This is a genomic window from Desulfurispirillum alkaliphilum, from assembly GCF_055378285.1.
The window spans coordinates 2,640,947-2,666,559 of the sequence record NZ_AP042405.1 but is presented as its reverse complement, the minus strand read 5'-3'; the positions used below and the strand labels follow the sequence as shown (position 1 = coordinate 2,666,559).

General features: G+C 54.8%; 21 protein-coding genes. 11 read left to right on the top strand and 10 right to left on the bottom strand.

Annotated features, from left to right (window positions below; all coding sequences use genetic code 11):
• Positions 1–28 precede the first annotated feature (28 nt).
• The 5 genes from ACZ46I_RS11960 to metH all read right to left on the bottom strand — a co-directional run bounded on the left by ACZ46I_RS11960 (position 29) and on the right by metH (position 9,488).
• Positions 29–1,102, bottom strand: a complete 1,074-nt coding sequence (locus ACZ46I_RS11960; RefSeq protein ID WP_226508848.1) for an AAA family ATPase — start codon at positions 1,100–1,102, stop codon at positions 29–31.
• Complete coding sequence (locus ACZ46I_RS11955; protein ID WP_226508849.1) at positions 1,099–2,355, bottom strand: restriction endonuclease subunit S; 1,257 nt, start codon at positions 2,353–2,355, stop codon at positions 1,099–1,101. Before ACZ46I_RS11955 ends, ACZ46I_RS11960 begins: the two co-directional genes overlap by 4 nt.
• A complete protein-coding gene (locus ACZ46I_RS11950) occupies positions 2,348–5,380 on the bottom strand; it encodes a type I restriction endonuclease subunit R (RefSeq protein ID WP_464280921.1) in 3,033 nt (1,010 codons plus the stop codon). Before ACZ46I_RS11950 ends, ACZ46I_RS11955 begins: the two co-directional genes overlap by 8 nt.
• A gap of 366 nt (positions 5,381–5,746) precedes the next feature.
• Positions 5,747–5,941, bottom strand: coding sequence for an addiction module protein (locus ACZ46I_RS11945; protein ID WP_226508851.1), 195 nt, complete (start codon positions 5,939–5,941; stop codon positions 5,747–5,749).
• A gap of 118 nt (positions 5,942–6,059) precedes the next feature.
• Entirely contained in the window at positions 6,060–9,488 is a 3,429-nt protein-coding gene (gene metH / locus ACZ46I_RS11940; RefSeq protein ID WP_464280920.1) for a methionine synthase, read from the bottom strand.
• A gap of 464 nt (positions 9,489–9,952) precedes the next feature.
• Here metH and ACZ46I_RS11935 point away from each other — a divergent pair, with 464 nt between their 5' ends.
• The 11 genes from ACZ46I_RS11935 to ACZ46I_RS11885 all read left to right on the top strand — a co-directional run bounded on the left by ACZ46I_RS11935 (position 9,953) and on the right by ACZ46I_RS11885 (position 20,507).
• The gene (locus ACZ46I_RS11935) at positions 9,953–10,495 is read left to right on the top strand and encodes a flagellar protein FlhE (RefSeq protein ID WP_013505620.1); all 543 of its coding nucleotides are present in this window, start codon (positions 9,953–9,955) and stop codon (positions 10,493–10,495) included.
• A 17-nt stretch (positions 10,496–10,512) separates the two neighbouring features.
• Positions 10,513–11,256: a hypothetical protein gene (locus ACZ46I_RS11930; protein ID WP_464280919.1), complete on the top strand. Its 744-nt coding sequence runs from the start codon at positions 10,513–10,515 to the stop codon at positions 11,254–11,256.
• Between the two features lie 82 nt (positions 11,257–11,338).
• A complete protein-coding gene (locus ACZ46I_RS11925; RefSeq protein WP_226508854.1) occupies positions 11,339–11,965 on the top strand; it encodes a hypothetical protein in 627 nt (208 codons plus the stop codon).
• Positions 11,966–12,047: 82 nt separating this feature from the next.
• Entirely contained in the window at positions 12,048–12,686 is a 639-nt protein-coding gene (locus tag ACZ46I_RS11920; RefSeq protein ID WP_464280918.1) for a hypothetical protein, read from the top strand.
• 54 nt (positions 12,687–12,740) lie between these two features.
• Positions 12,741–13,370 (top strand): hypothetical protein, encoded by a 630-nt coding sequence (locus ACZ46I_RS11915; protein WP_464280917.1) that lies wholly within the window; start codon positions 12,741–12,743, stop codon positions 13,368–13,370.
• 52 nt (positions 13,371–13,422) lie between these two features.
• Positions 13,423–13,860, top strand: a complete 438-nt coding sequence (locus ACZ46I_RS11910) for a hypothetical protein (RefSeq protein ID WP_464280916.1) — start codon at positions 13,423–13,425, stop codon at positions 13,858–13,860.
• 189 nt (positions 13,861–14,049) lie between these two features.
• Positions 14,050–14,982 (top strand): ABC transporter ATP-binding protein, encoded by a 933-nt coding sequence (locus ACZ46I_RS11905; RefSeq protein WP_013505626.1) that lies wholly within the window; start codon positions 14,050–14,052, stop codon positions 14,980–14,982.
• A complete protein-coding gene (locus tag ACZ46I_RS11900; RefSeq protein WP_013505627.1) occupies positions 14,979–15,806 on the top strand; it encodes an ABC transporter permease in 828 nt (275 codons plus the stop codon). The genes ACZ46I_RS11905 and ACZ46I_RS11900 overlap by 4 nt, the downstream gene beginning before the upstream one ends.
• Positions 15,807–16,766: 960 nt before the next feature.
• On the top strand, positions 16,767–17,432 hold the full coding sequence (locus tag ACZ46I_RS11895) for a glutathione S-transferase family protein (RefSeq protein ID WP_464280915.1): 666 nt from the start codon (positions 16,767–16,769) through the stop codon (positions 17,430–17,432).
• 873 nt (positions 17,433–18,305) lie between these two features.
• Entirely contained in the window at positions 18,306–19,205 is a 900-nt protein-coding gene (locus ACZ46I_RS11890; RefSeq protein WP_464280914.1) for a hypothetical protein, read from the top strand.
• A 12-nt stretch (positions 19,206–19,217) separates the two neighbouring features.
• Positions 19,218–20,507: an HD-GYP domain-containing protein gene (locus tag ACZ46I_RS11885; protein ID WP_464280913.1), complete on the top strand. Its 1,290-nt coding sequence runs from the start codon at positions 19,218–19,220 to the stop codon at positions 20,505–20,507.
• A 24-nt stretch (positions 20,508–20,531) separates the two neighbouring features.
• Here ACZ46I_RS11885 and ACZ46I_RS11880 read toward each other — a convergent pair whose 3' ends face one another.
• From ACZ46I_RS11880 to ectA, 5 genes are all read right to left on the bottom strand, one after another.
• Complete coding sequence (locus tag ACZ46I_RS11880; protein ID WP_464280912.1) at positions 20,532–22,493, bottom strand: ATP-binding protein; 1,962 nt, start codon at positions 22,491–22,493, stop codon at positions 20,532–20,534.
• Between the two features lie 31 nt (positions 22,494–22,524).
• Positions 22,525–23,178 carry a response regulator transcription factor gene (locus tag ACZ46I_RS11875; protein WP_464280911.1) on the bottom strand — a complete coding sequence of 218 codons (654 nt, stop codon included), beginning with the start codon at positions 23,176–23,178 and terminating at the stop codon, positions 22,525–22,527.
• Between the two features lie 171 nt (positions 23,179–23,349).
• Positions 23,350–23,742 (bottom strand): ectoine synthase, encoded by a 393-nt coding sequence (locus ACZ46I_RS11870; protein ID WP_013505633.1) that lies wholly within the window; start codon positions 23,740–23,742, stop codon positions 23,350–23,352.
• A complete protein-coding gene (ectB, locus tag ACZ46I_RS11865) occupies positions 23,742–25,016 on the bottom strand; it encodes a diaminobutyrate--2-oxoglutarate transaminase (protein ID WP_464280910.1) in 1,275 nt (424 codons plus the stop codon). The genes ACZ46I_RS11870 and ectB overlap by 1 nt, the downstream gene beginning before the upstream one ends.
• A gap of 23 nt (positions 25,017–25,039) precedes the next feature.
• Positions 25,040–25,555 carry a diaminobutyrate acetyltransferase gene (gene ectA, locus ACZ46I_RS11860; protein ID WP_041726611.1) on the bottom strand — a complete coding sequence of 172 codons (516 nt, stop codon included), beginning with the start codon at positions 25,553–25,555 and terminating at the stop codon, positions 25,040–25,042.
• Positions 25,556–25,613: the final 58 nt, after the last annotated feature.

The window sequence follows — 25,613 nt, the reverse complement described above, 5'->3', positions numbered from 1 at the left end:
CCCACGCCCTGGCTGAGTTGCACTTTATTCATGCCCTTTCCATGTGAAATTCGAACTTCTCTATCAAGCGACTGAAGATGTCGATAAATAGATTCTGTTCATAATCGTTCATCATTTCGGTTTGATCGTAATAAACCGTCTTATGCGAATGCGTATTGACGACATTCATTACTTCTTCTGCGTTTTCAATACCTATCTTTTGCAGTGTGTAACTTGCCCTACCTGTACCCAAGAAGGAGGCCACATTTTCCAGAAGCTGGCGCAGCAAAGAGAAGTGATAGGTGTAAAGTTGGTCATTACGTGCCTCATCCAGCACCTCCAGAAGGTGCAGGTGATACAGAAAGACACTTCGCTTTGGCGATTCCAGAACGAGATCATCTCCGATTCGCTTTAGGACTCGGACTGCCGTTATATTCCTATAGCGATCACTCTTTTCACCTTTCGTCAACCGATTTGCAATATTTGCGAACAATCCAATGTGATGCGTTGTGATAATCAGGCGCTTCTTGTCATAAAACTGCTCTACGAGTTGGAAGATCGTGTCGGCTGTTACGAAAATATTGTGATCATCCAGGCTGGAAACCGGGTCATCGATAAAAATGTGCGCATCCTGCTCGTCCGACCAACCTTCGACCTCTAACAAAGCCAAGTAAAAGGACCAGACAAAGGTACGCTCCTCACCCCGCGATATTTTAATCGGCGTGTCTTCCTCGCCTTCCCTGAAGAAGGTGACGGAATCAATACCCTTTTCAAGATCGTCATACGAGTTCAACCGGAATCGGTAACGAGGGTTGTAGGGTGCCAACTTGGTCATCACAGCGTCTTCGTTATCGGTCAGAAAGCTGTGATACTTATTAAGTCCGCTAGGCAATACCTTGAGTTTTATATCCGCACCGTCATTGTCTTCATCGTTATCCCAGACAAATAGGTCTTCGCTAAAGGCATTGTAATAAACACCAGAATGCTGTCCGGTATCCGGGTCTTTGGTAGCATCTTTGTACGCGACCGACAGACGGGTCTTGCCTGTGGCATTGAAGGCAAAGATCAGGGTGATATCCTGCTCAAGCTCTTTTAGTTCATTGGCCAGATCATGGATACTCATTCCGCGACACCTTCAAAGATAGGGAAGAGCTGTTGCATTAGCCCATTTTTATGGGTCTTGAGGGCTTCGTGTTTTTCCGAATGTGCGGCGATCAGCGCATCAAGGAACGACAAGCAGTCAGCAATTTTCTGTTGCTCTTCTATTCCTGGAAGAGGTATCGGAATCATATCCAATTTAGCTCTATTCAGTTTAGGCTGAGCCATTCCGGTCAGGAAATCCTTCAAGCTGATTGAATTCAGGTAATTCTCCACCATCACCTGGGTGGACATACTTTTAAACCGCAACACATGGGCATGATTATTAACCCAGGTTTTCCCGGAAATTGAAAATGCGATGGGATAATTTCGGGCTATAAGGTTGGCGCCATCTTCAGAGATACACAGTAAATCTTCGTCAAATATATAATCCTGCACATAATCAATTATTCCAGTCGCACCATAATAGGGGACATCGCCCTTGACTCTAGCGCTTCCCGTTACTGGAATTCTTTTTGAGTCTAGGTTTTTAGTAACCTTTCCTAAGGGCCTGATATCCCACGCCCCCGCCCCCCGAAACTCGGGGAAGCGCAGGCGGGGGACGGTTTCGCCTTCGCGGGGGAAGAGTTGCTGCATCAGCCCTTTTTTATGGTTCTTGAGGGCGTCGATCTTATCCGCCTGGGCGGCGATCAGCGCATCTAGGGACGAGAGGCAATCGGCGATTTTTTGTTGTTCTTCAAGTTCCGGCAAATAAACTGTGAGCTTTGTAATATCTTCTTTGGTAAAGCCTTTAATGGCCATTCCCTGACCGAGACCTTCGAGTGCATGAGCATTTGCTTTAAGGAGATAGCCAAGGAATTCAAGCTTATCATTGCAGGGAGTAAGACTGGTGAAATCCTGACTGGTACAAACAGCCGACTTTGTAATAGCAAGCTTCCCTACTCCTACACGAGAAACAAGAAGAACACTACCTTTAGGCACTAGCTTTGTGGCTGAACTTTTTAACGCCTCCTCAGTGATGAACCGGCTAATCCTTATCTCATGTATCGAGTCTTCTGATATATCGGAACTGGAAACCCAAGGAATGCTACCTTTCCAGAAAGAGTCATTACTTTTGCTTGGTGTACCACCGCCCGTAAATTCCCCCAGCTCTCCAAGCTGGGTCTCACGCCACTGCCCCGAATCCCGAAACTCGGGAAAGCGCAACCGAGGCACCAAGCCCTTCGCTTTCTGGATTCCCGCCTTCGTGGGGATGACGGTTTTGGTTGATTTACTCATACGCCGCCAACCCCGAAATCTCACGCCCGCTGGCCTGCTTTTTCAAAAAAGGCACCAGGTCTTCCATCAAGGCCAGCTCTGCTTTAGTGCGCACTTTCCAGCCCAGTTCCAGGGGTTCGAACAGGTCGCTGAGTTTTTCGCCGTCGAAGATCATGCGGTCGAGTATGCCGCTCACGAAGCTTTGCAGGGCGTCGTGATCCAATCTGTGGCGGTCGGCCAGGGTTTTGATTTCATTGTGGGCCTTTTGTGCCTTGAATACCTGGTAGCCGTCGCGGATTTCCTGCTCCTTCAGCCCCTCACCTGCTTGCAGGCTATTGATGTAGGCGATGATGTCATCGCGTTCGTCCATCAGGTTACTGTTGGAGGAGAGCATGCTCACCAGTTGGGCTCGGCTCATGCTCTGTTTGCCGGGTTTGTCCTGGCTGAAGCGGGCAATGAGGCCCATGATATAGTCGTAGTCGATGAGTGCCGAGGAGAAGAGAACGAGTTCAAAGTCCAGCTGCTCGATGGCTTCCTGCTCCTCCGGGGTATTTTCTCCGGTTTTGCCTTGCTGGGCCTTGAGGCGCTGGGCGGTTTCCAGGTAGGAGCTGCGCAGGGAGCGCAGGTCATCTTCGGGCAGAACGGCGTTGATCCTTGCTTTTTGGTCTTCGTCAAGATCGGTGTACTGATCCAGTTGGGTTTTCAGGCGCTGAACTTCCTTGAAGCGATTGACGAATTCGATGCGTGCGCTATCGCCCTTGAGGTTGTAGACGGCTCCCGGTTCGCAAACCATATCACCTTGAGCCATAAACTGCTCCATGGCTGCTACGGCCTGTTCGTACTTTTCAATCACGGTGGGGGCTGGGTCCATCAGCCATATTTCACGGGAGCGGGTGGTGTCTTCGCCGGAAAAGAGTGCGATGGCTTCGTCTACCGCTTCTTCCTGGGCGCGAAAGTCGAGAATGTTGCCGTATGGCTTAGTGTCATTGAGGACGCGGTTGGTGCGCGAGAATGCCTGGATCAGGCCGTGATGTTTGAGATTTTTATCCACGTAGAGGGTGCCCAGGTATTTGGAGTCGAAGCCGGTGAGCAGCATGTCCACGACGATAGTGATGTCTATCTTGTTTTTGTGTGGATAGTCGCGGTTGGGGTATTGCTGGTCCTTGATGCGTTGCTGGATGTCCTGGTAGTAAAGGTCGAACTCGGCGACGCTGTGGTTGCTGCCGTACTGGGTATTGTAGTCGGTAATAATCTCCTGTAATGCGGCCTTTTTCTGTTCCGGTTCCTGCTGGTTGTCTGCGCGCTCCTGGGGTAAATCCTCCTGCAGCTGCTTTACATCTTTGTTGCCATTGGCTGGTGGCGAAAAAACGCAGGCGATATTCAAGGGGAGGAAGTTCGGGTCTGTCGCCTGACGTTCGGTCTGTACCTGCTTAAAGAGCCGGTAGTAGTTGATGGCGTCGTTGATGGATGCGGTGGCCAGCACAGCGTTGAAACGGCGCTGATTGGTGGCAGCGTCGTGTTTTGCCAGAATGGACTCGACAATGGCGCGCTTGGTGAGCTGTTCGTCCATTCCCCTGCTTTGGAGGGGTGCCCCGGTGGGGCGGGGTGGTTGCTCTTGCCTGAAGTAGTCGATATGGAAGCGCAGCACGTTCTGATCATCAATGGCGTGGGTAATGGTGTAGGCGTGCAGTTGCTTTTCAAAAATATCCGTTGTGGTTTTGAAAGAGCCAACGGTGCCGTCGATTTGCCTGTAGCTGGCGTTTTCATCAAAGATGGGCGTGCCGGTAAAGCCAAAAAGCTGCGCCTTCGGGAAGAAGTCTTTGATGGCCTGGTGGTTATCGCCAAACTGGGAGCGGTGGCATTCGTCAAAGATGATAACCACGCGCTTGTCGCGCAGGGGAGCAAGGCGCTCCTTGTAGGTGAGTTTACCTTTTTCCCTGTGTTGCCGGGCTTTCTTGCTGGTTTCATCCAGCGCCAGGCCCAGTTTCTGTATGGTGGTGACAATTACCTTGTCGGCGTAGTCTTCAGAAAGCAGACGGCGCACCAGGGTCTCGGTGTTGGTGTTTTCCTCGACACAACCTTCCTGAAAGCGGTTGAATTCCTCACGGGTCTGGCGATCAAGGTCCTTGCGGTCCACCACAAACAGACACTTTTGAATGTCCGGGTTGTCTTTCAGGAGCGTGGAGGCTTTGAAGGAGGTGAGGGTTTTGCCACTGCCGGTGGTGTGCCAGATGTAGCCGTTGCCCCGATTCTGGTTGATGCAATCCACAATGGCCTTGACGGCATAAATCTGATAGGGCCGCATGATCATCAGCTTCTGCTCGCTGGCCACCAATACCATATAGCGACTGATCATCCTTCCCAGGGTGCACTTGGCGAGAAATTGCTCGGCAAAGTCATACAGATGAGTGATTTTGCGGTTGCTTTCATCGGCCCACTGGTAGATAGGCAAAAAGCGTTCATCGGCGTTGAAGGCAAAGTGCTGGCTCTGGTTATTGGCGAAATACCAGGTGTTTTCCCGGTTACTGACGATAAAGAGCTGCATAAAACAAAGCAGCGTATTGGTGTAGCCGTTTCCTGGGGCATTGCGGTATTCGATAATCTGTTCCATAGCACGGCGTGGGTTAATTCCCAAGGTCTTCAGCTCGATCTGCACAAGTGGCAGGCCATTGAGGAGCAGGATCACATCATAGCGCTGGTGGCTATTATCGGTGTTGATGCGCAGCTGGCTGATCACTTCGAACTCGTTTTTACACCAATCCTTGAGGTTCACAAGCATGTAGTGCAGGGGAGTGCCATCTTCGCGCTGGAAATAGCCGTATTCGCGCAGGGTCTTGGCGGCCAGGAAGACATCGGCATTGATGATTTCATCACGCAGGCGGGCGAATTCTGCATCAGTCAGTTGCACGCGATTCAGTGCTTCGAACTTGTCGCGGAAGTTCTGCTCCAGCGTGGCCTTGTCGCGGATATCAGAACGATAGGTATATTTAAGCTCTTCGAGCTTACTGATCAGTTTTTGCTCGATGTCGGTTTCTTTCAGAGTCATCCTGCTACCACTTCTCTTGTTGTTTGCGCGATGTGTTTGAGGTTGCACTGCAAAGGAGTCAGTCAACTAATTTAACCCGAGGTTCTCCGTGAATAGGTGCACAGAGGGTTGAGTTTATAGCACTATTTTGATGCGAAAAGTGATGCTACACAACTTTTGGCCTCCTGTCACGGATGACGATGCACGTGCAAGCTCTGATTGCATCGGAGGTTTTGCCTTTCACAAGTATCCATAGTGCGGATTTCCCCCAGCGCCTTCGTGTGAGACCCTGCCGTTTGCTGTTAAAATGTTTCAATTCGCCCAACCCATTAGTCAGGCTTCCTGTGTTGGTGGGCCACTGCGAAAAAATGAGTTTGGCTTTCCTCCTCAGTATGCCTCCATTTGGACGCCCTTGAGTTTCCCTTCCCGGTAAGCCTTGAGCCGCTTTTCTGATTCCTCTGCCCAGATTTCATCCAGTTTTTTGTCTGGTTCATCCAGGCTCTTTATCAGACCTTCAACCAGGGTAAACCGCTCCACAGGCTTTAATTTCATCGCCTCATCTAACAGTTCCTCAGCGCTCATTGTGTTACACCTCCAGCTTCAAGAGAACAGTGCACCAACCTTTATCGCAACGGCAGAAAACCACGGCATGTCGATTATATCAAAAAATGTATCTGCAAGCCTTGATTGCGTCAAACTGTCAAAAGTACCTCGCCTGCGGATGGTGGAACACAAATCCCGACGTGCTGGCTTCCGGGTCCATCATGTGGCTTTCGGTGAGTTTTACGCCCAGTTCGTCGGGGTGCAGCAGGGCGAAGAGGTCTTCCTGCACGCTCAGGTCGGGCAGGGCGCTGTAGCCGGGGGCGTAGCGTTTGCCGCGATAGCGGGCGCCAAAGAGGTCCTGCTTGGGCAGGGGGTTCTGTTCGCCGATGCCCCACATGTGGCGCAGGCGGATGTGGAGTATTTCCGCGAGGGATTCGGCCATTTCCAGGGCGAGGGAGGCCATGATGTGGCTGCGCTGGTAGTTGCCTTTCTCTTTTTCCTGCTGGGCCAGCTGGCCCAGTTTGGGGCCGGTGCTGACGATGAAGAGGCAGAGGTAGTCGCGTTCGGGGTGGACGTAGTCGGCCAGGCAGAGGTCCAGAGCTGGGTTGCGGGGGAAGCTGATGGTGCGCAGGGGCTGCTCCAGGGAGTCCAGCAGGGTGACGCTGTTTTCGCTGCTGCGGTGGGCCTGGAAGTAGCGGTAGACGGCACCGGGCTGGATGTCGCCCCGGCGCTGGATTTCGTCCATGATTTCCTGCACCTGCTTCTGCAGCTGGACGGCTTTGGCTTCGCCGCGCGCGAGGGCTTCGGGGAAGCCTTTGTAGCCCAGGTGCTTGCCGTAGAGCATGTGGGGGTTGATATGGTCGAAGATGGTCTGCAGGTCGCTTTCCATGTGCACGTGGCGCTTGAGGTCGGGGGGCAGGGGCACGCGCTCCACTGGCTGCACTCGCTGGCTGGCGGTGCTGGCTGCTGGCCGGGTGCTGGCGGCTTCCTGGCTGAGTTCTTCCCTTTTCAGTCGCTTGTTCCACAGCTCTTCCACCACGCTCTGGCGCTGGTCGTCGTCAAGCAGGCGTCCGGCCAGGGCCAGGCATTCCATGGGGTCGCGGCAATAGATGGCCAGGCCTTCGTACTGGGGCTGGATTTTCTGGCTGGTGAAGTTTTCCGACAGGGCGGCACCGCCCACCATGAGGGGAATGTCGATTCCGGCGGCTTTCATGTCGGCGGCGGTGGTGGTCATCTGCTGGGCCGAGCGCACCAGCAGGCCACTGAGGCCCACGAAGTCGGGTTTATGCTTTTCTATGGCCTCGATGATCTGTTCCGAGGGGATTTTAATACCCAGGTTGATGACCTTGTAGCCGTTGTTGGTCATGATGATGTCCACCAGGTTTTTGCCGATGTCGTGGACGTCGCCCTTGACGGTTGCCAGCACCATGGTGCCACGGGTGGTGACCTGGTCGGCTTCCATAAACTGGCTGAGGTAGTCGACGGAGGCTTTCATCACCTCGGCTGACTGCAGCACTTCGGCGACGATGAGCTTGTTGTCGTTGAAGAGGCGGCCCACTTCGGCCATGCCGGCCATGAGGGGGCCGTTGATGACGTCGAGGGGGGGCATCTGGGCCATGGCTTCGTCCAGGCGCGGGTGCAGGTTTTCCCGCGAGCCTTCCACAATATTGCTCTGCAGGCGCTGGGCTACGGGCAGGCTTTCATCGCTGGTGGCCTTCTGCTGGGTCTTGCGCTCGCGAAATTTATCGGCAAAGGGGGTGATGGGGTCTTCACCACGGGCGAAGATGAGGTTTTCGGCCAGCTGCAGATCCTCGGCTTCAATGCTGGCGTAGCGTACCATCATTTCGGGGTTGATGATGGGCATGGTCAGCCCGGCGTCCACGCAGTGTTTGAGGAAGACGGCATTGAGGATTTCCCGCGCGGCGGGGGGCAGGCCAAAGGAGACGTTGGAGAGGCCGATGGTGATGGCGCAGTGGGGGAACTCCTCGCGAATGAGGGCGATACCTTCGATGGTTTCGCGGGCTGAGGTGCGGTACTGCTCGTCGCCGGTAGCCACGGGGAAGACCAGGGGGTCGAAGACGATATTTTCGGGGCGCAGGCCGTACCGGTTCACCAGGATGTCGTAGCTGCGGCGGGCGATTTCCAGTTTGCGCTGGGCGGTGACGGCCATGCCGTGCTCCGGGTCTTCGTCAATGGTGCCCACCACCACAGCGGCGCCGTAGGTTTTCAGCAGGGGCACCACTTCATCCAGGCGCTCGGTGCCCTGTTCCAGATTGATGGAGTTGATGATGGCCTTGCCCTGGCTGTACTGCAGCGCCACTTCCACCACGGCGGCGTCGGTGGAGTCGATCATGAAAGGCACCTTGATGCTGCGCATCAGGGCCGCCATAAAGGCCTGCATGTCGGTGTGTTCGTCCCGGTCGGGATTAGCCAGACAGACGTCAATGATGTGGGCGCCGCCGCGAATCTGTTTGCGGGCCACTTCCACCGCTTCGTCCAGGTTCCCCTCGGCGATCAGGCGCTTGAATTTGCGGCTGCCGATGACATTGGTGCGCTCGCCCACCAGATAGAGCTCGCCGGGCTCGATGGGCAGGTACTCAATGCCACTGAGGGCAAAGGGCGTTGCCGGCTGGGGCGTGCGGGCGGGGCGCTTGGCGGCTTCCGCGCTGATCATGCGAATGTGTTCATCGGTGGTGCCGCAGCAGCCCCCCACGAAGTTCAGCCAGCCCTCATCCATAAACTGGGCCAGCTTGCCGGCCACGTCGGTGGGGCTTTGCTGGTAGCGGCCATTTTCGTCGGGCAGCCCCGCGTTGGGTACACAGGCTACGCCACAGGTGGCCAGCTGGGCCAGGCTACGGATATGGCCGGTCATAAAGTCGGGGCCAGTGGCGCAGTTCAGGCCCACATAGAGCAGGGGGAAGTGTTCAATGGAGTTATAGAGCGCCTCGATGGCCTGACCAGCCAGCATGGTGCCCATGGGCTCAATGGTGACACTGACTGCCAGGGGCATGTCCACACCCAACTGCTCCATGGCCTCCGTGGCGCCAATCAGGCCCGCCTTGAGGTTCAGGGTATCCTGCATGGTCTCCAGCAGCAGATAGTCCACCCCGCCCTCAATAAGGGCCAGGGCCTGCTGGCGGAAGGCATCCCGCAGCTCGTGAAACGTGACGCCGCCGGTGATGCAGATGGACTTGGAAGTTGGCCCCATGCAGCCCGCCACAAAGCGGGGCTTATCAGCGGTGCTGTACCGATCCGCCATGGTGCGGGCAATGCGCGCCGCTTCCAGGTTCAGGCGGTGCACCTGATCCTCCAGGGCGTACTCCCGCAGAACAATGGACGTGGAGCCAAAGGAATTGGTTTCAATGATATCGGCCCCTGCCTCCAGATAACGACGGTGAACCCCCTCCACCACATCGGGGCGGGTGATTACCAAGTACTCGTTGCAACCGTCATAGGCCGCGCCGCCAAAATCAGCGGCGGTGAGCTCAAAGCTGGCCAGGGCCGTGCCCGTGGCACCGTCCAGACAGAGAATATGGGAAGCGGCGCGCTGCCGCAGAAGATCAATACGTTGCTGTTGTGTGGTCATGTGGGAAAGCTCCTGGGTGTTACTGCTCGGAAAGCGAAATGCGACAGCACGCTGAAGTGCCTCAATACACGCATGCGACAAATGCATGACGTATGCGCGGCGCTGGTGGAACCAGAGGTGAAGTGTGTCTCCTGCCCACCCGAACTCGCGACTGCGAGCAGTGCCGCAGATGGAGGATTATCAGCGTCCTGCTGATAATAAAACAACAAGGCCCAAAGTCCAAGGTGAAAGTCACGCCGTGACGGTGCCATCGGGTAACCTCAGTTCAGCCTGAAGAACACTCCCCGGAAAGAACTTCCGCTGCGGGAAAAGTTTTCCGCAATGATCTGCTAATGAAAGTAGGGGTAAGTAACATGATTGTGTCACTTAAATACCCTGGTAAATATATTGCATGAGGACAGATTTATGTAGTGCGGTTCTCTGGCAACTCTTGAACGTGACCAGGAAAATAAAGGAGATGAGAAATGAGAGCAATGGTACTTGCACTGTTGTTGTGCGGATTGATGATGCTTCCCCTGGCGGCGCTGGCAGAAAGTCCATCGATCCCTGCGGAAAGCAAGCTGATTCCCATGGAAGAGCTGGAATTCCAACTGCTGCAGGAATTTCCTGCCCAGGCATCAGAATCTGGCGGTGATGTGGGCATCATGGCCACGGGTTCGTGGGGAGCCCAGACGGTTGGCCCGACTATCTACACTACGGGATATCCGTATTATGGCCCTGTTTTTTCTGCGCCTGCCTCAACACCCAGCAATGCGGCAACCAGAACTATTTACTGGGATTGGAACGTGTTGAACTACCGCTCGGATCTTAAGGTATGGCTGTGTAACGTTACTTGGGATGCATGTGATGAAGTGTCTCATTCGAGTATTGGAGGAACAAATGTGTTCCATGGACTTTCTGCCACCCATAACTACCAGTTTGTTTTTGGCATCCCCGGCAATGGTAGTGCTATTTACCCCTACGTATATGGCCAGCAGAACTCCATTATCGTGAACTGGGAAAACTGACGAGGAGGAGAATAGCCGTGTTCAGTACATCCATCACCCAGGGAGTCAACCCCTACTCACAGGTGCAGAAGAATACGACGGTGCGTGCGGATCAATCTCAAGCGTACCATAGAACAGCTCAAACGAGAGTCGCCGCGCAGACCGACGCTGTAGTCCTCAGCGAGGAAGCCAGGCAGCTGTATGGAGAATTGGTACCAGGCGAGAAGGCGGAGCAAGGCGAGCAGGACGACCCCAGAATTCCACCCATACATCTCTGGGAAAACCTCGTCAATGATCCTGATTACGCTGAGGAAATGGCCAGGAATGCTGCCTATATTCCCGATGGCTTGATGCTCAGGATTAACCCGGATGCAGCGAAGATGGGTGAACGAGTGCTCTTGGATGATCTCTTTCTTTACCCCGATGGCACCCCTGTCACCTTCAGCGATGGCAGTTACGAGGAATACCGGGATGCCTTTTACCGTGAATCTGCAATCGTGAATCAACAGCGCATTGATCTTTACGAAGAGGCAAAACGCAATGGGGTTTCCGGGGCAGATCTGTATCGGGTGATTCACGAGTTCAACTTCAGTCTGCCTGAATCCTATCTGGAAAAATCCGGTCGCGTTTTTCAGCGGGAAATATTGTTCGCGCGGGCTGAAGGCGCTTCTACGAGTGACGAAATTTACCAGATGATTCACTCCAGTGAGGCAGAATCCTATCTTGAAAAAAATAACGAGGCAAATCAGAGGGAAACGGCCTTTGCACAGGCTGGCAACTGATGTTTCTGCCCCCGCACCTCTTCTTCGGGGTGCGGGGGCACTGTAATTTGAACTGGGAAAACTGACGAGGAGGAGAATAGCCGTGTTCAGTACATCCATCACCCAGGGAGTCAACCCCTACTCACAGGTGCAGAAGAATACGACGGTGCGCGCGGATCAATCTCAAGCGTACCACGGAACAGCTCAAACGAGAGTCGCCACACAGGCAGATACTGTGGACCTCAGCGAGGAAGCCAAGCAGCTGTATGGAGAATTAGTGCCTGGCGAGCAGGACAGCCCCAGGATCCCACCTATACTTGGCTGGGAGAACCTCGTCAACGACCCGATATATGCTGAGGAGATGGCACACTTCATTGCTTATGAAGTAGATGCACTAATGTGGAAGATTAATTCTGATATTGATTTTGGAGTGGATGGCATTCCCTCAGGTGGTATTCCTGCGTATGGTGTTTTGTTGTATCCTGATGGTACTCCAATTGACTTTAGTGATGGCAGCTACCAGGAATATGCCGATGCGTTTTACCGCGAGTCTGCCATAGTGCGGCAGCAGCGTATTGAAGCTTACGAAGAGGCCAGGCGCAATGGAGTTTCCGGCGCAGATCTGTATCGGGTGATTCACGAGTTCAACTTCAGTCTGCCTGAATCCTATCTGGAAAAAACCGGTCTCGTGCATCAGAGGGAAACGGCCTTTGCACAGGCTGGCAACTGATGTTTCTGCCCCCGCACCTCTTCTTCGGAGTGCGGGGGCACTGTAATTTGAACTGGGAAAACTGACGAGGAGGAGAGCAGCCATGTTTAGCTTACCCATCACCCTGGGAGTCAACCCCTACTCACAGGTGCAGAAGGTAACTCCGTCCCATACAGGGAAATTCCATGCGGAAAATCGTGCAACTCTTGCCGAAGCAAAAGATCAGGTCACTTTCAGCGCCAGGGCAGAAGAGCTGCTTGAAGCATCACGCGTCAAGAAGAGCGTTGCATCGCCTGCGACAAGTCTGCCCATACCACCGACGATTCAGGAAAAAGTCAATAACGATCCTGCCTTTGCCGCTGAGATGGCTGAAACCAAGGCGAGTCAGCCCGATTCTCTGTTTATGAGGTTAAATACTGATGTACTTGCCCGTTACACTAATCAGGATGGGAGTTTACGGCCAATACCAGACACTGAGCCTTTGATGGAGTATCCCGATGGCACCCCTGTCAACTTCCATGACAATTCTTACCAAAAGTACAGAGAGGAGTTTGAGCGTGCAGCCGCCGAGGTTCGCCAGCAGCGCCTTGAACTCTATGATGAAGCCAAGCGCAATGGCGTTTCCGATGCGGAGATTTTCTACATGCTCCATGAGTTTGATGAAACTCTTCCAAGAGACTATATCGAAAAGAGCAGTCTGGTGATGTATCGAGACTATCTCGAAACTTCGATACCCCGGTAATCGATTACCCTAAGTGGCTTTTTCCGCTGCTCGCTGAAAGGGAGGGAAACCCATATGTTCAGTACATCCATCACCCAGGGAGTCAACCCCTACTCACAGGTGCAGAAGAATACGACGGTGCGCGCGGATCAATCTCAAGTGTACCATGGAACAGCTCAAACGAGAGTCGCCGCGCAGACCGACGCTGTAGTCCTCAGCGAGGAAGCCAGGCAGCTGTATGGAGAATTGGTGCCAGGCGAGAAGGCGGAGCAAGTCGAGCAGGACGACCCCAGAATCCCGCCTATACTATTTTTGGAAAACCTCGTCAATGATTCTGATTACGCTGAAGAAATGGCACGTTTCAGCGCTTATCAAATGGATAGACCACTGCTCAGAATGAACCCGGATGCTGTCCAAGTACCCGGCGGAGTCCTCATGGATGGCTCCATGCTCTATCCCGATGGCACCCCCGTTATCTTCAGCGATGGCAGTTGGCAGAAATACGAGGATGCCTTTAATCGCGAAGCTGCCCAGGTGCAGAAACAGCGCATTGAGGTCTACGAAGAGGCTGTGCGTAACGGAGTTTCCGGCGCAGATCTGTATCGGGTGATTCACGAGTTCAACTTCAGTCTGCCTGAATCCTATCTGGAAATAACTGGCCGAGCAAATCGGCGGGAAATGCTCTTTGCCCGGGCCGGCAACTGATGTTTCTGCCCTCGCACTTCTTTTTCGGGGTGCGAGGGCGCAGTAATATTAATTGAAAGAACTGAAAAGGAGGAAGCTTACCATGTTCAGTACATCCATTACCCAGGGAGTCAACCCCTACTCACAGGTGCAGAAAAATGCGGCGGTGCATACCGAACAGGCCCAGACGAATCATGAGCCAACCCAAACAGGTGGAGCTGTGCGAACCGATGCTGTAACCCTCAGCGAGGAGGCCAAGCGCCTGTATTATGAGGAGTGGGTGCTCCGTGAAGAACCGGAGGATGAAGAGGAGGAGACTGAGGACTCCCTCGATTTGGAATGGGCTAAAGAGGATGAGGATAAAACCATTGTAATGGAAACATTCAGGGCGTATGCGTCAGAGGGGATGTTCGCTGAAATGAACCCGGAAGAGATCTCCGTGGAAAATAACCTCATGATGACGGAGGGCTCCATAATGGAATCCGAGGATATCTCCCCTGAAGTACTGTAATGGCCGTTGTCAAGGGTGAAGTTTCGTTCAGGCCCCGCACTTCCTTGGAGTGCGGGGTTTGCTATGTGAAGAGTCTGTGGAGTTTTTCCCGGATTCTGCGTGATGATTTCCTGAAAGAGTTGCTGGTAGCCGTCCCGGCGCTGATGCGCTATACTGGTCGGTAATATGCGAGTTGACAAAGGATAATTCATGACGACCATTCCCCTGCAAACCAAATCCCTTTCCAAATCCTATGACAAGGCTCCCCCGGCCCTGCATCCCCTTGACCTGTGTCTGGAACCGGGGGAGATTTTCGGGCTCCTTGGCCCCAATGGCGCGGGCAAGACGACGCTGATTTCCATGTTGACCGGGCTGATCGACCCCAGCTCCGGCTCGGCTTCCATTATGGGGTACGATATCGCCGAGCAGAGCCTGCTGGCGCGCCTCAATGTGGGGGTTGTGCCCCAGGAGCTGGTTTCCCACGGGTTTTTCAGCATTGAACGGGTGCTGGAGTTCCACTCGGGCTACTTCGGCCTGACCGATAATCGCGAGCATATCGACTACCTGCTGCGCAAGCTGGGGCTGCACGAGCATCGCAGAAAACTGGTGCGCCAGCTTTCCGGCGGCATGAAGCGCCGCCTGCTCATTGCCAAGTCCCTGGTGCACCGTCCACCGCTGCTGCTGCTGGACGAGCCTACGGCGGGGGTGGATGTGGAGCTGCGCAATGACCTGTGGCAGTTTGTGCGGGAGTTGAACCGGGATATGGGCACCACCGTCCTGCTGACCACCCACTACATCCAGGAGGCGGAAGAGCTTTGCAACCGCATCGGCGTACTCCACCTGGGGCGGCTGATTGCCCTGGATGATACCATCAGTCTGATTCATCGCCTGACCAGGCGCATTGTCTCCATAAAACTGACGGCGGATACGGATATGTCGCGCTTTGACCCGACTCTTGTGCTGGCAGATCACTGTCTGCAGATATCCACGGCCTATGGCACCACCGTGGGCAAGCTTATTCAGGAGCTGGATATTCCCCTGGCCAGCATTGAAGATATTTCGGTGGAAGAAGGAACCCTGGAGGACGCCTTTGTGGCCTTAATCCAGGAACAGTCATTTCTGAAAAACGAGGAGGAAGCATGAATCCGTCTGCATCACGTAAAGCCATTATCCGCACGGAACTTCCTTCCGCATTCACCGGATTTCGCACCCTGCTCTCCAAGGAAATCGAACGCTTTTTCCGGGTGGCGGGGCAAACCATCCTCAGCCCCCTGATCAGTTCCTCCCTGTATCTGCTGATTTTCGGTGTCAACCTGGCAAAGCGTATCGATATTGCACCGGGGGTCAGCTACCTGCAGTTCATCATTCCCGGCCTGGTTGCCATGGGCCTTTTGAACAACGCTTTTCAGAATGCGGCCAGCTCAATTATCACGTCCAAATTCCACGGCGACTTTCAGGACCTGCGGGTGGTGCCACTGACTCCCCTGCAGATCGTGTGGGCCTACGCCTGCGCCGCGACGCTGCGGGGCGTGGTGATTGGCCTTGGGGTGGCGATGGTGGGGCAGATTTTTCACTATACGCAGTACGGCAGCTTGCTGGCCATACACAGTCCGCTGTGGCTGCTCTTTTTTGCCGCCTGCAGTGGCGTCACCTTTGGCTGCCTGGGGCTCTGTGTGGCCATCTATTCCCGCAGCTTTGATCAGGTCAGCGCGGTCAGCACCTTTGTGCTGCTGCCCCTGATCTACCTGGGAGGCGTCTTTTTCCCCCTCAGCATCATGCCCGCCTTCTGGCAGGTTGTGTCTCTGTTCAATCCGCTGCTTTACCTGATTAACGGCATACGTTATGCCTTTTTGGGTATGAGTGATATCAGTATTCTTCCTGTGGCCCTGCTGGCCTCGGGTTTTGTGCTGCTGGCGTATACGCTGGCGCTGCTGGCGGTGAAGAAGGGGAATTACGGAAGATTCTGACTTTGTCCTTTTTGACCGCGCAAAAAGGACGCAAAAACGCGCCCCCCGAACGCCCGTTTTTCCGGCTCGCCTGCTCGCCTGTTCTGGAGATCCGGCAGCAGGCTGCTCAAAGAGGCCCATCTGCTGCGTTGCCGGGCATCGCTCGTCACTGCGACGTACAGGGAGTACGCCTCCCTCCTGCTTTGCCCGCGCCTTGCACCTGGGTCTCTTTGCGTTGCCTGACCCCTGCCTCTTTGCAGTGCTGCCGGACCACTCACATCCTGTGAGTGTCCCGTTCGGGTCTTGCCAGCCAGGCTTCGCACTCACCGGACGGGCTCAGGGGGGAACGGCCTGCTTTTGCCTTTCCCCCGTGTGCTGGCCCAGCCAGGACGCGAAGACTGGAACGCTATGGACCCGCAGGGTTGCCGCCACGAGGGCGGCAACCGCAAACCAAAAGCCATGGAAGGCGGTTGTTTGCGGTCCCCAGTTCCAGGCAAGCGGACGGCTGAAAAGGACAGCACTGGGGGCCGCTTCCCAGCCACTTTTTGCGGGTAAAAAGTGGCAAAAGAAACTCGTATATATATTGTGAGGATAATGTCAGGTAACGCAGTCTGTGTAGAACCATTTCGGCCATTGCAGCGTGACATCAGGGTCAGTGCTGACAACCTGTCGTTTCGGGGATGCGAAACTTCAGTTTGTCCTTTTTGACCGCGCAAAAAGGACGCAAAAACGCGCCCTTCGACGCCCGTTTATCCGGCTCCTTTGCTCGCCTGCTCTGCCGGACCACTCACTTCCTGTGAGTGTCCCGTTCGGGTCTTGCCAGCCAGGCTTCGCACTCACCGGACGGGCTCAGGGGGGACTCTCTGCTGTTCCCCCTTGGGCTGGCCCAGCCAGAGCGTGCTTCCTGGCAGTAGCAAACAAACGGAGAATAGGCCACTTTCATAACAAACGCACCGACACACAGTATTTAAGGAGGCGATGATGCAAAAACTCGAACTGATCAGCTTCAAACTCTGTCCCTTTGTCCAGCGGGCGGTTATTGTCCTGAGGCACAAGAACATCGACTTCGATGTCACCTACATCGACCTGCAGAACAAGCCTGAGTGGTTCCTGAAGCTTTCGCCTACTGGCAGGACGCCGGTTCTCAGGGTTGGGGACGAGGTGCTGTTTGAATCGGCGGTGATTGTGGAATATCTGGACGAGGTGACACCGCCTTCGCTGCACCCGGCTGATCCGCTGATCAAGGCGCAGAATCGGGCCTGGATGGAATTTATGGGAGAGATTCAGCGGCGTATTCACGGCCTTTACACGGCGTCGGAAGAGTCGGTTTTCGAGCAGCACCGCGTTGCCATACTGGGTGATCTGGCCCGTCTGGAGGCTGTTTACCGTGGTGGGACGTTTTTCAACGGGGAGGAGTTCAATCTGATTGACGCTGTAATGGCGCCCCTGTGTCTGCGTCTGGAACTGCTCCGGGAGTTTACGGGGATGGGTTTGCTGGAAAATTGTCCCCGATTGCAGCAGTGGTCAGCTGTCCTGTTGGAAATGGAAGCGGTGCGGCTGTCGGTGGTGCCGGAATTCCCTGGGCTGTTCAGGGGCATGATTGAACGCATGGGTGGGGTTATGGCTGCGCGCCTGGCGGCGGGCTGAAACCTGAGTTTTCCGTCGTAAAATGTTACCGCTCAATATTGATTTTGAATGCTTGACTTATCTGGTATTTCACTTTTCGTCTCCGGATATTGTCCTTTTTGACCGCGCAAAAAGGACACAAAAACGCGCCCCCCGAACGCCCGTTTCTCCGGACGCCTGCTCGCCTGTTCTGGAGATCCGGCAGCAGGCTGCTCAAAGAGGCCCATCTGCTGCGTTGCCGGGCATCGCTCGTCACTGCGACGTACAGGGAGTACGCCTCCCTCCTGCTTTGCCCGCGCCTTGCACCTGGGTCTCTTTGCGTTGCCTGACCCCTGCATCCCTGCAGTGCTGCCGGACCACTCACATCCTGTGAGTGTCCCGTTCGGGTCTTGCCAGCCAGGCGTCGCACTCACCGGACGGGCTCAGGGGGGAACGGCCTGCTTCTGCCTCTCCCCCGTGTGCTGGCCCAGCCAGGACGCGCCGGCTGGAACGCTATGGACCCGCAGGGTTGCCGCCACGAGGGCGGCAACCGCAAACCCAAAGCCATGGAGGGCGGTTGTTTGCGGTCCCCAGTTCCAGGCAAGAGGACGGCTGATAAGGACAGCACTGGGGGCCGCTTCCCAGCCACTTTTTGCGGGAAAAAAGTGGCAAAATAAACTCATAAACAGGGTGAGGGCAATGCCAAGCGACACAGTCTGTGCAGAACTATTTCCGCCATTCCAGCATGGCATCAGGGTCGATCCCGACACCCAGCTGTTTCGGGGGTGCGAAACTTCTGTTACCAGCTATACCTGAAAGAGAAAATTTACAGTTTTTTTTCTCCTGAGACTTTCGTGAGATTTTCATTTGATACCATTTCCTGCAGTAGAAATTTCTGCGGAGTTATGTGTCTGAATGAAACGCAACACGACTGGGGTCTATACCGCCCTTGCCTGCACACTGAGTCCGAACCGTAAGATGCCAACGGGCGTTACGGGAAATACGGTTCCCATGGTGGATATTCCATCCATGGCGCCCGATGTGCGCCGTATGGTGCGCAAGGGGCAGGCGCGTGTGGTGCGAGGTGTGGTGCGTCAGGCGCAGTCCGGTGACCCGATCCAGCGTCTGCAGGAGATGTACATCAGCACATCCGGGGCCTGGGATCTGCTGGAGTGGTACGAGCAGCGATGGCAGCAGAGCCATCGTCACCGGTTTGGAATCAACATGTTCCTGGTGGCCCTGCTGGGGGCGATTGTCATCCATGATGATTACATTGTCGACGAGACCATGATTCTGAGTGAGTATACCGACATGCTGCTCACCCAGGGAAACTGTGAGGCACTGCGTGCCCTTTCGTCGCTGGTCAATGACTATTCGTCTACTGTACAGACCATTAAACAGACGATTGCTGTTGACAGCAGCAGCTCAAAATATCTTGCATCTCATCTTATCCGCGCCGAGGCCCAAAGGGAGAGTATCTTTCTGCACCTGCCAGCCCTGGTGTATCACCTGAATTTCTTTTTTGACAGAAAACTCCAGCTGTTGCTCAGCTACTTTACGACGCTTATGGATATTCTCCCGAAGAGCGCCTTTATTGAAGCTCAGGGCTGTTATCATGCCGGATCCCTTGCCATGGGTGACAAGGTTTCGCGGGATGCGTACGGACAGTATTTCCGGGTTATGGAGGGGTTGAAGCTGTGGTGTTCCGACGCGGGCGCCGAGCACCCGGAGTGCGCGCTGATTCTGCAGGATCATCAACTTACACGTTTAGCGCGATCACAGATCAACCGGCTTATGCTGACGGTTTCTGTGTAGCGGGAGGTAGTGGTGAAGAAGAAGATTTCCCTGGATGATCTTATTCCCGGCATGTTTATAGCCGACCTGAACTGTGGATGGCTTGATCATCCTTTTGCTTCCACGCGCTTTCTGGTTCGCAATACCATGACCATCTCCAAAATCCGTGCTCTGGGCATTGAGGAACTCTGGATTGATACCAGCAAGGGGCGGGATGTTCCGCGCAAGAAGATTGAGGTGGTTATTGATGAAGCGGACAAGCAGGCTCCACCGCCTGCGGAAGCAGAGGCCGATGTCGCTTCGCAGCAGGAGGAAGAGAAGAATGAGGGCCAGAAGAGTGACCTGAAGGTGGTCTTGCCACCCCAGCCGGTGCCTTTGGGCGAAGAGATTCGCATGGCGCGGCGTACCCACCACGAGGCTTCCCAGACGATCACCAACATGATGAATGATATCCGCATGGGGCGGAGCATTAAAACCGAGACTTCCGCTCCCATAGTCGAGCGCATGACCGACTCCATCTTCCGCAACCAGAACGCCCTGCTCAGCCTGGGGCGTATTCGCAATCAGGATCAGTACACCTTTCAGCATTCGGTCAGCGTCAGTGTGCTGATGATGATTTTTGCCAAAAGCCAGGGCTACGATATCGATACCATTCACCACATTGGTCAGGGGGCGCTGCTCCATGATATCGGCAAGGTGAAGGTGCCCAATGAGATTCTCAATAAACCCGGCAAGCTTACCGACGAAGAGTTTGCCATCATGAAGCAGCATGCCACCTACAGCGGCGAGATCCTCAGCGGTACGCCGGAAATTTCTCCCATCTGTGTTGAAGTGGCCGCCCAGCACCATGAGCGCTGGGATGGCTCCGGGTATCCCAAAGGGCTCAAGGGCGATCAGATCAGCCCCTACGCCCAGATGGCGGCAGTGGCCGATGTGTACGATGCCATTACCTCTGACCGCTGCTACCACAAGGGACAGCATCCCACGGTGGTGCTGCGGCGCCTGCTGGAGTGGAGTGAGCAGCACTTCTGCCCCAGTATGGTGCAGCGCTTTATCCAATGTGTGGGCATCTATCCGCCGGGAACCCTGGTTCGCCTGAAAAGCGGCAAGCTTGCGGTGGTGATGGAGTCGGCCAGTGAGAAAGATGGCCGGCGTGACCTGCTGCATCCGGTGGTGCGTGCGATATTCTGCACGAAGGAACGCCGGTATATGCGCCCGGAGATCCTCGACCTCTCCTGCGAGGATGTGTGCGAGATGGTGGTTGGCTCGGAAGACCCTAAAAAATGGGGAATCAACATAGACACCTATATCGGCACGAAATAGGCGAGGCGTGAAGCTGCGGAAGACCTATTCGACATGTCTGCTGCCATTCAATGGCGCACTTCCGCGCAGGGGCAGTGTCACCGTGAAAAGCGCTCCGCGGCCAGTGTTGCCTGCCTGAATAGTTCCTCCCATACGCTCTTCCACCAGCATCCTGGCAATGCTCAGCCCCATCCCCATTCCCTTGTGAACTTTACTGCTGATGAACGATGAAAAGATTTTTTCCACAGGATGGATGCAGATGCCCCCGCCATTATCCTCCACCTGGAGAATCAGCGTGTTTTCGCGCTGCTGCCAGGAAATATGGAGACTTGGATCGGCGGTGTTGCGTTCGCTGAAGGTGTCCAGTGCGTTTTCCAGCAGGATCATCAGCACATGGGCAAAGGCACCGGGATATCCGAGCATGGGGAGCGCTTCCGGACCGTGGCAGTGTACGCTTGTGCGTTGAAACAGGGGGATCTCTTTAAGCATGAGCAGAACCTGTTTGATGGTGCGATCTGGAAAAAACTCCTCCCTGGTGCTGCCGGAGCTGTAGAAGTTCCTGAAATCATCAACCGTACTGCCCATAAAGGCAACGCTTTCACGCATGCGGGGTATAATGACTTCCCTGATGCGCTGCGTGTGATCATCTGCCGTTCGGGCAGGTTCAAGGTAGGTCTGCAGCTCGCTGAGCAAAGCACCAAGACGGGCGAGGGGGGTGCGCCACTGGTGGGCGATCATGCCCAGGGAGCGACCGATGACCGCAAAGCGGGACTGATTCAGCATGCTCTGCTTCTGGGATTCCAGCTCGTAGCGTCCGTCGCGACCGTCTTTTCCGATGGCCAGCGAGATGGAAGTGATGTGGAGAAAAATGTTCAGGGGAATGGCGAGGGTGACATAGTTCAGGTGTTCGATGATGCCGGATTCTCCCACGAAAAAAAGCACAGCGGAAAGCAGAAGGACCAGCCCCTGGCCGCTGAGAAAGATAAGGGCCCCGCTCTGGCGTCTCTTTACGGCGTGCCACGCGACAGCAAAAAAAGTGAGATAGAGCACCAGGTTGAAGCTGGCCATTTGCGGTGTCAGTGCGTATATGCTGGGCAGCGATGGCGCGGCAAGCCAGAGCAGAACCAGCAGACTGGTGGCCATGAGCAGTACCTGGAGCCACACGTGCATGCCGGGCATGGTGCTGCTGGTTCTGAAAAAATACATGACAAAGAGAGTGACGGCGATATACCCACCATAGCCGAGCACCCACATGCTGTAGAACCAGTATGTATTGGGGATGCCAAAGTCAGCGAAGCGGGTGATTCCACTGTACGCCAGCACAAAAAAGAGCGAAACCACACAGAAGCTGAAGTGGGCCAGGAATTTCGGCTGACGCAGGTCAAAGCTGCTGATGGCGCTGTAGAGAATAAACGCGAACAGCAGGCCCAGGTAAACTCCCCAGAAGAGGTATCGCTTGATAGCTTCGCGGGAGAAGTCAGTAACCGTGCTGACAAGCCACTCCACGTCAACTTCTGCAGCCGTCTGGGTGCGGGTGTAAATCGTAACCGTCTGATCGGGAGTGAGCTTCAGCAGGAAGCTGTTAAAGGGCGAAGTATTGGACGGTTCGGCTTGATTCATGTATCCCAGCCTGTGATGCTCGAGAAGGGTGTCTTCGTCGACGATATAGACATCGACATACTGCACCAGTGGACGGGTGTTCCAGAGAATCACCGCTCTGTTCCTGGGAGCAGAATTGCTTATGGTAACGCGTGTCCACACCGGCCGAGAAGAGTAGCCCAAATAGCTGGCGGGCAGAGCCTGCCAGGCGTCGCTTGCCATGATGTCACGGTAGTTGTGCTCGGCAAGGGGGTCGTACAGGAACTCCATCCTTTCGACCAGGGAGTGCGTATTGTGCAGATGGGTCACGTCAAAGGGGAGTTGCGGAGCCGCGAAGGCGGGAGTATGCGCAAGTACAAGAATCAGCAACAGCAGAGTGCGCGCGAATGCCGTGCCCGCAGAGCGCATCAGGGCACCATGTAGCCGGAATCTTTATGACTTACAATGGATTTGTTGCCAATTTTAGATCTGAGACGATACACCAGATTGCGCAGGCCACTGTGGTCATATCGTGGTTCGGGTCAATATGAAAGCAGATCCGGTCGGCGTCAACCACCTGGTTGCGGTGGCGCAGCATGAAGTCCAGGAAACTCTTCTCATTGCGGGTCAGGGAAATCTCTTTGCCATCCCATTCCACGCTTTGCGTGTTGACGTTATAGGTGGCACCACTCTGGAGCTGAACCGCGATTCTGCCCCGTTGCTGGAGTTCTGTTACACAGTGCAGGAATGTGCTGCGCAGTCTATCCAGGCTGACCGGCTTGACCAGATACTCCATCAGCCGCAGGCGAATGGCGGCAAACAGGTGTTCGGATTCGTTGTGAGCAGTCAGGATAATAATGGGTATATCGGGATCCTGCTGGCGGATGGCGGTGGCCACTTCCATGCCGCTGGCGCGTGGCATGACGATATCCAGGAGAATGATGTGCGGGCGCTGCTGGTTAAAAAGCTCCATGGCCTGAGCGCCGTCCTCGGCAACAAGCACGTGGCGGAAATGGGTGCTGAGGATGCGGGCGATGGAGTCCCGCATGATGGGGTCGTCCTCGGCGAAGAGTATGGTCATTTCCTGAAGAAGCTTGAGCGGATGGTATTTCATGGAGTGCTACCCGTTGCTTCAATATGTGATTCAATGGTGAAATATACCATCTTCAGCGTCGACTGCAAACCCTTTCCGGCGCTAAGAGCGTTGTGCTAGCAGGGTGAGGGGATATGCGCAAAGCGGAGCAGCTTTTCAGCTGCTCCGCGCGGACAAGTAATACAAAGGGAATCAGTCGGTATCGGCCGGGTAGGAGCCATCTGGACCATGGACTTCCCGTCCGGAAACCGGCGGGTTGAAGACACAGGCCATGGTCATATCCTTGAAAGCGCGCAGACGGTGCTTGTCATGCTGATCAAGGGCATACACCGTGCCCGGTTTGATGGGATAGACAACTCCGGTTGCCAGATCTTCAATCTCCCCTTCACCGGCCATACAATATACCGACTCCAGATGATTCTTATACTGGAAGAAGTTGTCCTGACCGGCAAAGATGGTGGTGATATGGAAGGAGAAACCCATCCTGTCATCCTTGAGCAGCAGACGCTGACTGACCCAGTTGCCGTTCTCCGCACGCACTTCCCGCTCGGTTCCCTGAATTTCACTCAGCGCACGTACCAGCATCAGAATTCCTCCCGCAGGCGATCCTGCTTGGTGGAAATGATTTCGCCGATGGTTTCATCAATGATGGCAATACCTTTGCGCAGCGTTTCCTCGTCGATGGTGAGTGGAGGCAGGAACTTGACCACCTGGTCATCCGCGCCGGAAAGTTCTATGACAAGGCCTTTTTCAAAGGCGATGCGTGACACTTCCTTGGCGAAGCCCAGCTCGGGGATTTCCAGACCGAAAATGAGCCCACGGCCCCGAACATTGCAGTTCAGGTCAGGGTATTTTGCGGCAATGGCCTGCAGCTCTTCTTTGAGGATCGCAGATTTATAGTGAATGGCATCGCTGAGGTCGTTGCTGTCCCAGTAGGCCAGAGTTTCTACTGAAGCCACGAAGGCCAGGTTGTTGCCGCGGAAGGTGCCGGTGTGCTCGCCGGGCTTCCACTGATCCAGCTCCGGGCGCATGAGCAGCAGTGCCAGAGGCAATCCGCCACCAATGGACTTGGAAAGGGTGACCATGTCGGGGGTGATGCCGGCGCGTTCGAAGCTGAAGAACTCGCCGCTGCGGCCATTGCCCACCTGGATCTCATCGATGATCAGCAGGATGTCGAATTCACGGCAGATCTGCTCAAGCCCCTGCAGCCATTCATCGCTGGCCACATTGATGCCGCCTTCGGCCTGAATGGTCTCTACAATCACTGCTGCGGGCAGATCCAGGCCACTGCTGCCATCGGCCAGGAATTTGCGGAAGTAGTCAAGGGTGTTGACATCGGGGCCGAAGTAGCCGTCATAGGGCATAAAGCTCACATTGCTGCGGCTGATATGGGCCTCGTCCCGGTAGAAATTGTTGCCGGTTACGGCCAGGGAGCCCATGCTCAGACCGTGGAAGCCGTTGGTGAATGCCACGATATTGGAGCGATTCTTGATCATGCGGGCCAGCTTCAGGGCTGATTCCACCGAGTTGGTGCCCGTGGGGCCGGTAAACTGTACCTTGTACTCCAGATTTCGTGGAGAGAAAACCGTGTCCTGAAGCTTCTGCAGGAAACGTTTTTTTGCGGAAGTGGCCATGTCAAGGCCGTGAACCACGCCATCTTTCTGAATGTAGTCGATCAGGGCGCTGCTGACGCGGTCGTTGTTGTGTCCATAGTTCAGGGTGCCCGCCCCGGCGAAAAAGTCAATGTACTCGTTGCCCTGTTCGTCATAGAGGTAAGAGCCTTTGGCCTTTTCAAAAATTGCCGGAAACGAGCGGATGTAGCCGCGGACCTGTGATTCCATCTGTTCAAATATACGCATGGGAATACCTACCTTTGTCTGTGTTATTGTGAGTATTGCAGTGGACCGATTTCATAGAGGACTTCGGCTTCATGACCTTCGGCGAACACCTCGCCAGCAAGAAACTCGCGTTCACGCATAGGTGCCTTGAACGTGCGGGCAATGGCGCTGAAGAGTTTCTGTGAGGGGATATTGGAAGGGCTGATGGTCGTGTGCAGGAAGCGCACGGCTGTGGCGCGCTTGCGGCAGATGATATGTTCGAGCATTCGGGTTGCCAGCTGCCTGCCGCGGGCCTTTGCGGAAACGGCCACCTGCCAGATGAAGAGGATATCCGGATGCTCGGGCAGGGTGTACCCGCTGATAAACCCTGCGGCATCTCCATCTATTCTGGCAATGACACTGGTTTGGCTGAAATGTTCGCAGATAATGTGGTAACAGTACTGAGAATTGACGTCGAGGGGAGGGCACTGGCTGATAAGCCGATAGACCTCTGCCCCATCCGCAAGGGTTGGCGTGGTGAGGGTAATGGTAGACGGATCAGTGTCTCCTGTCTGTCTCATGGTAAACCTTTCAAAATGCTTTTTGTCGGCAATCATACACAGACGGGATGAAAATGTC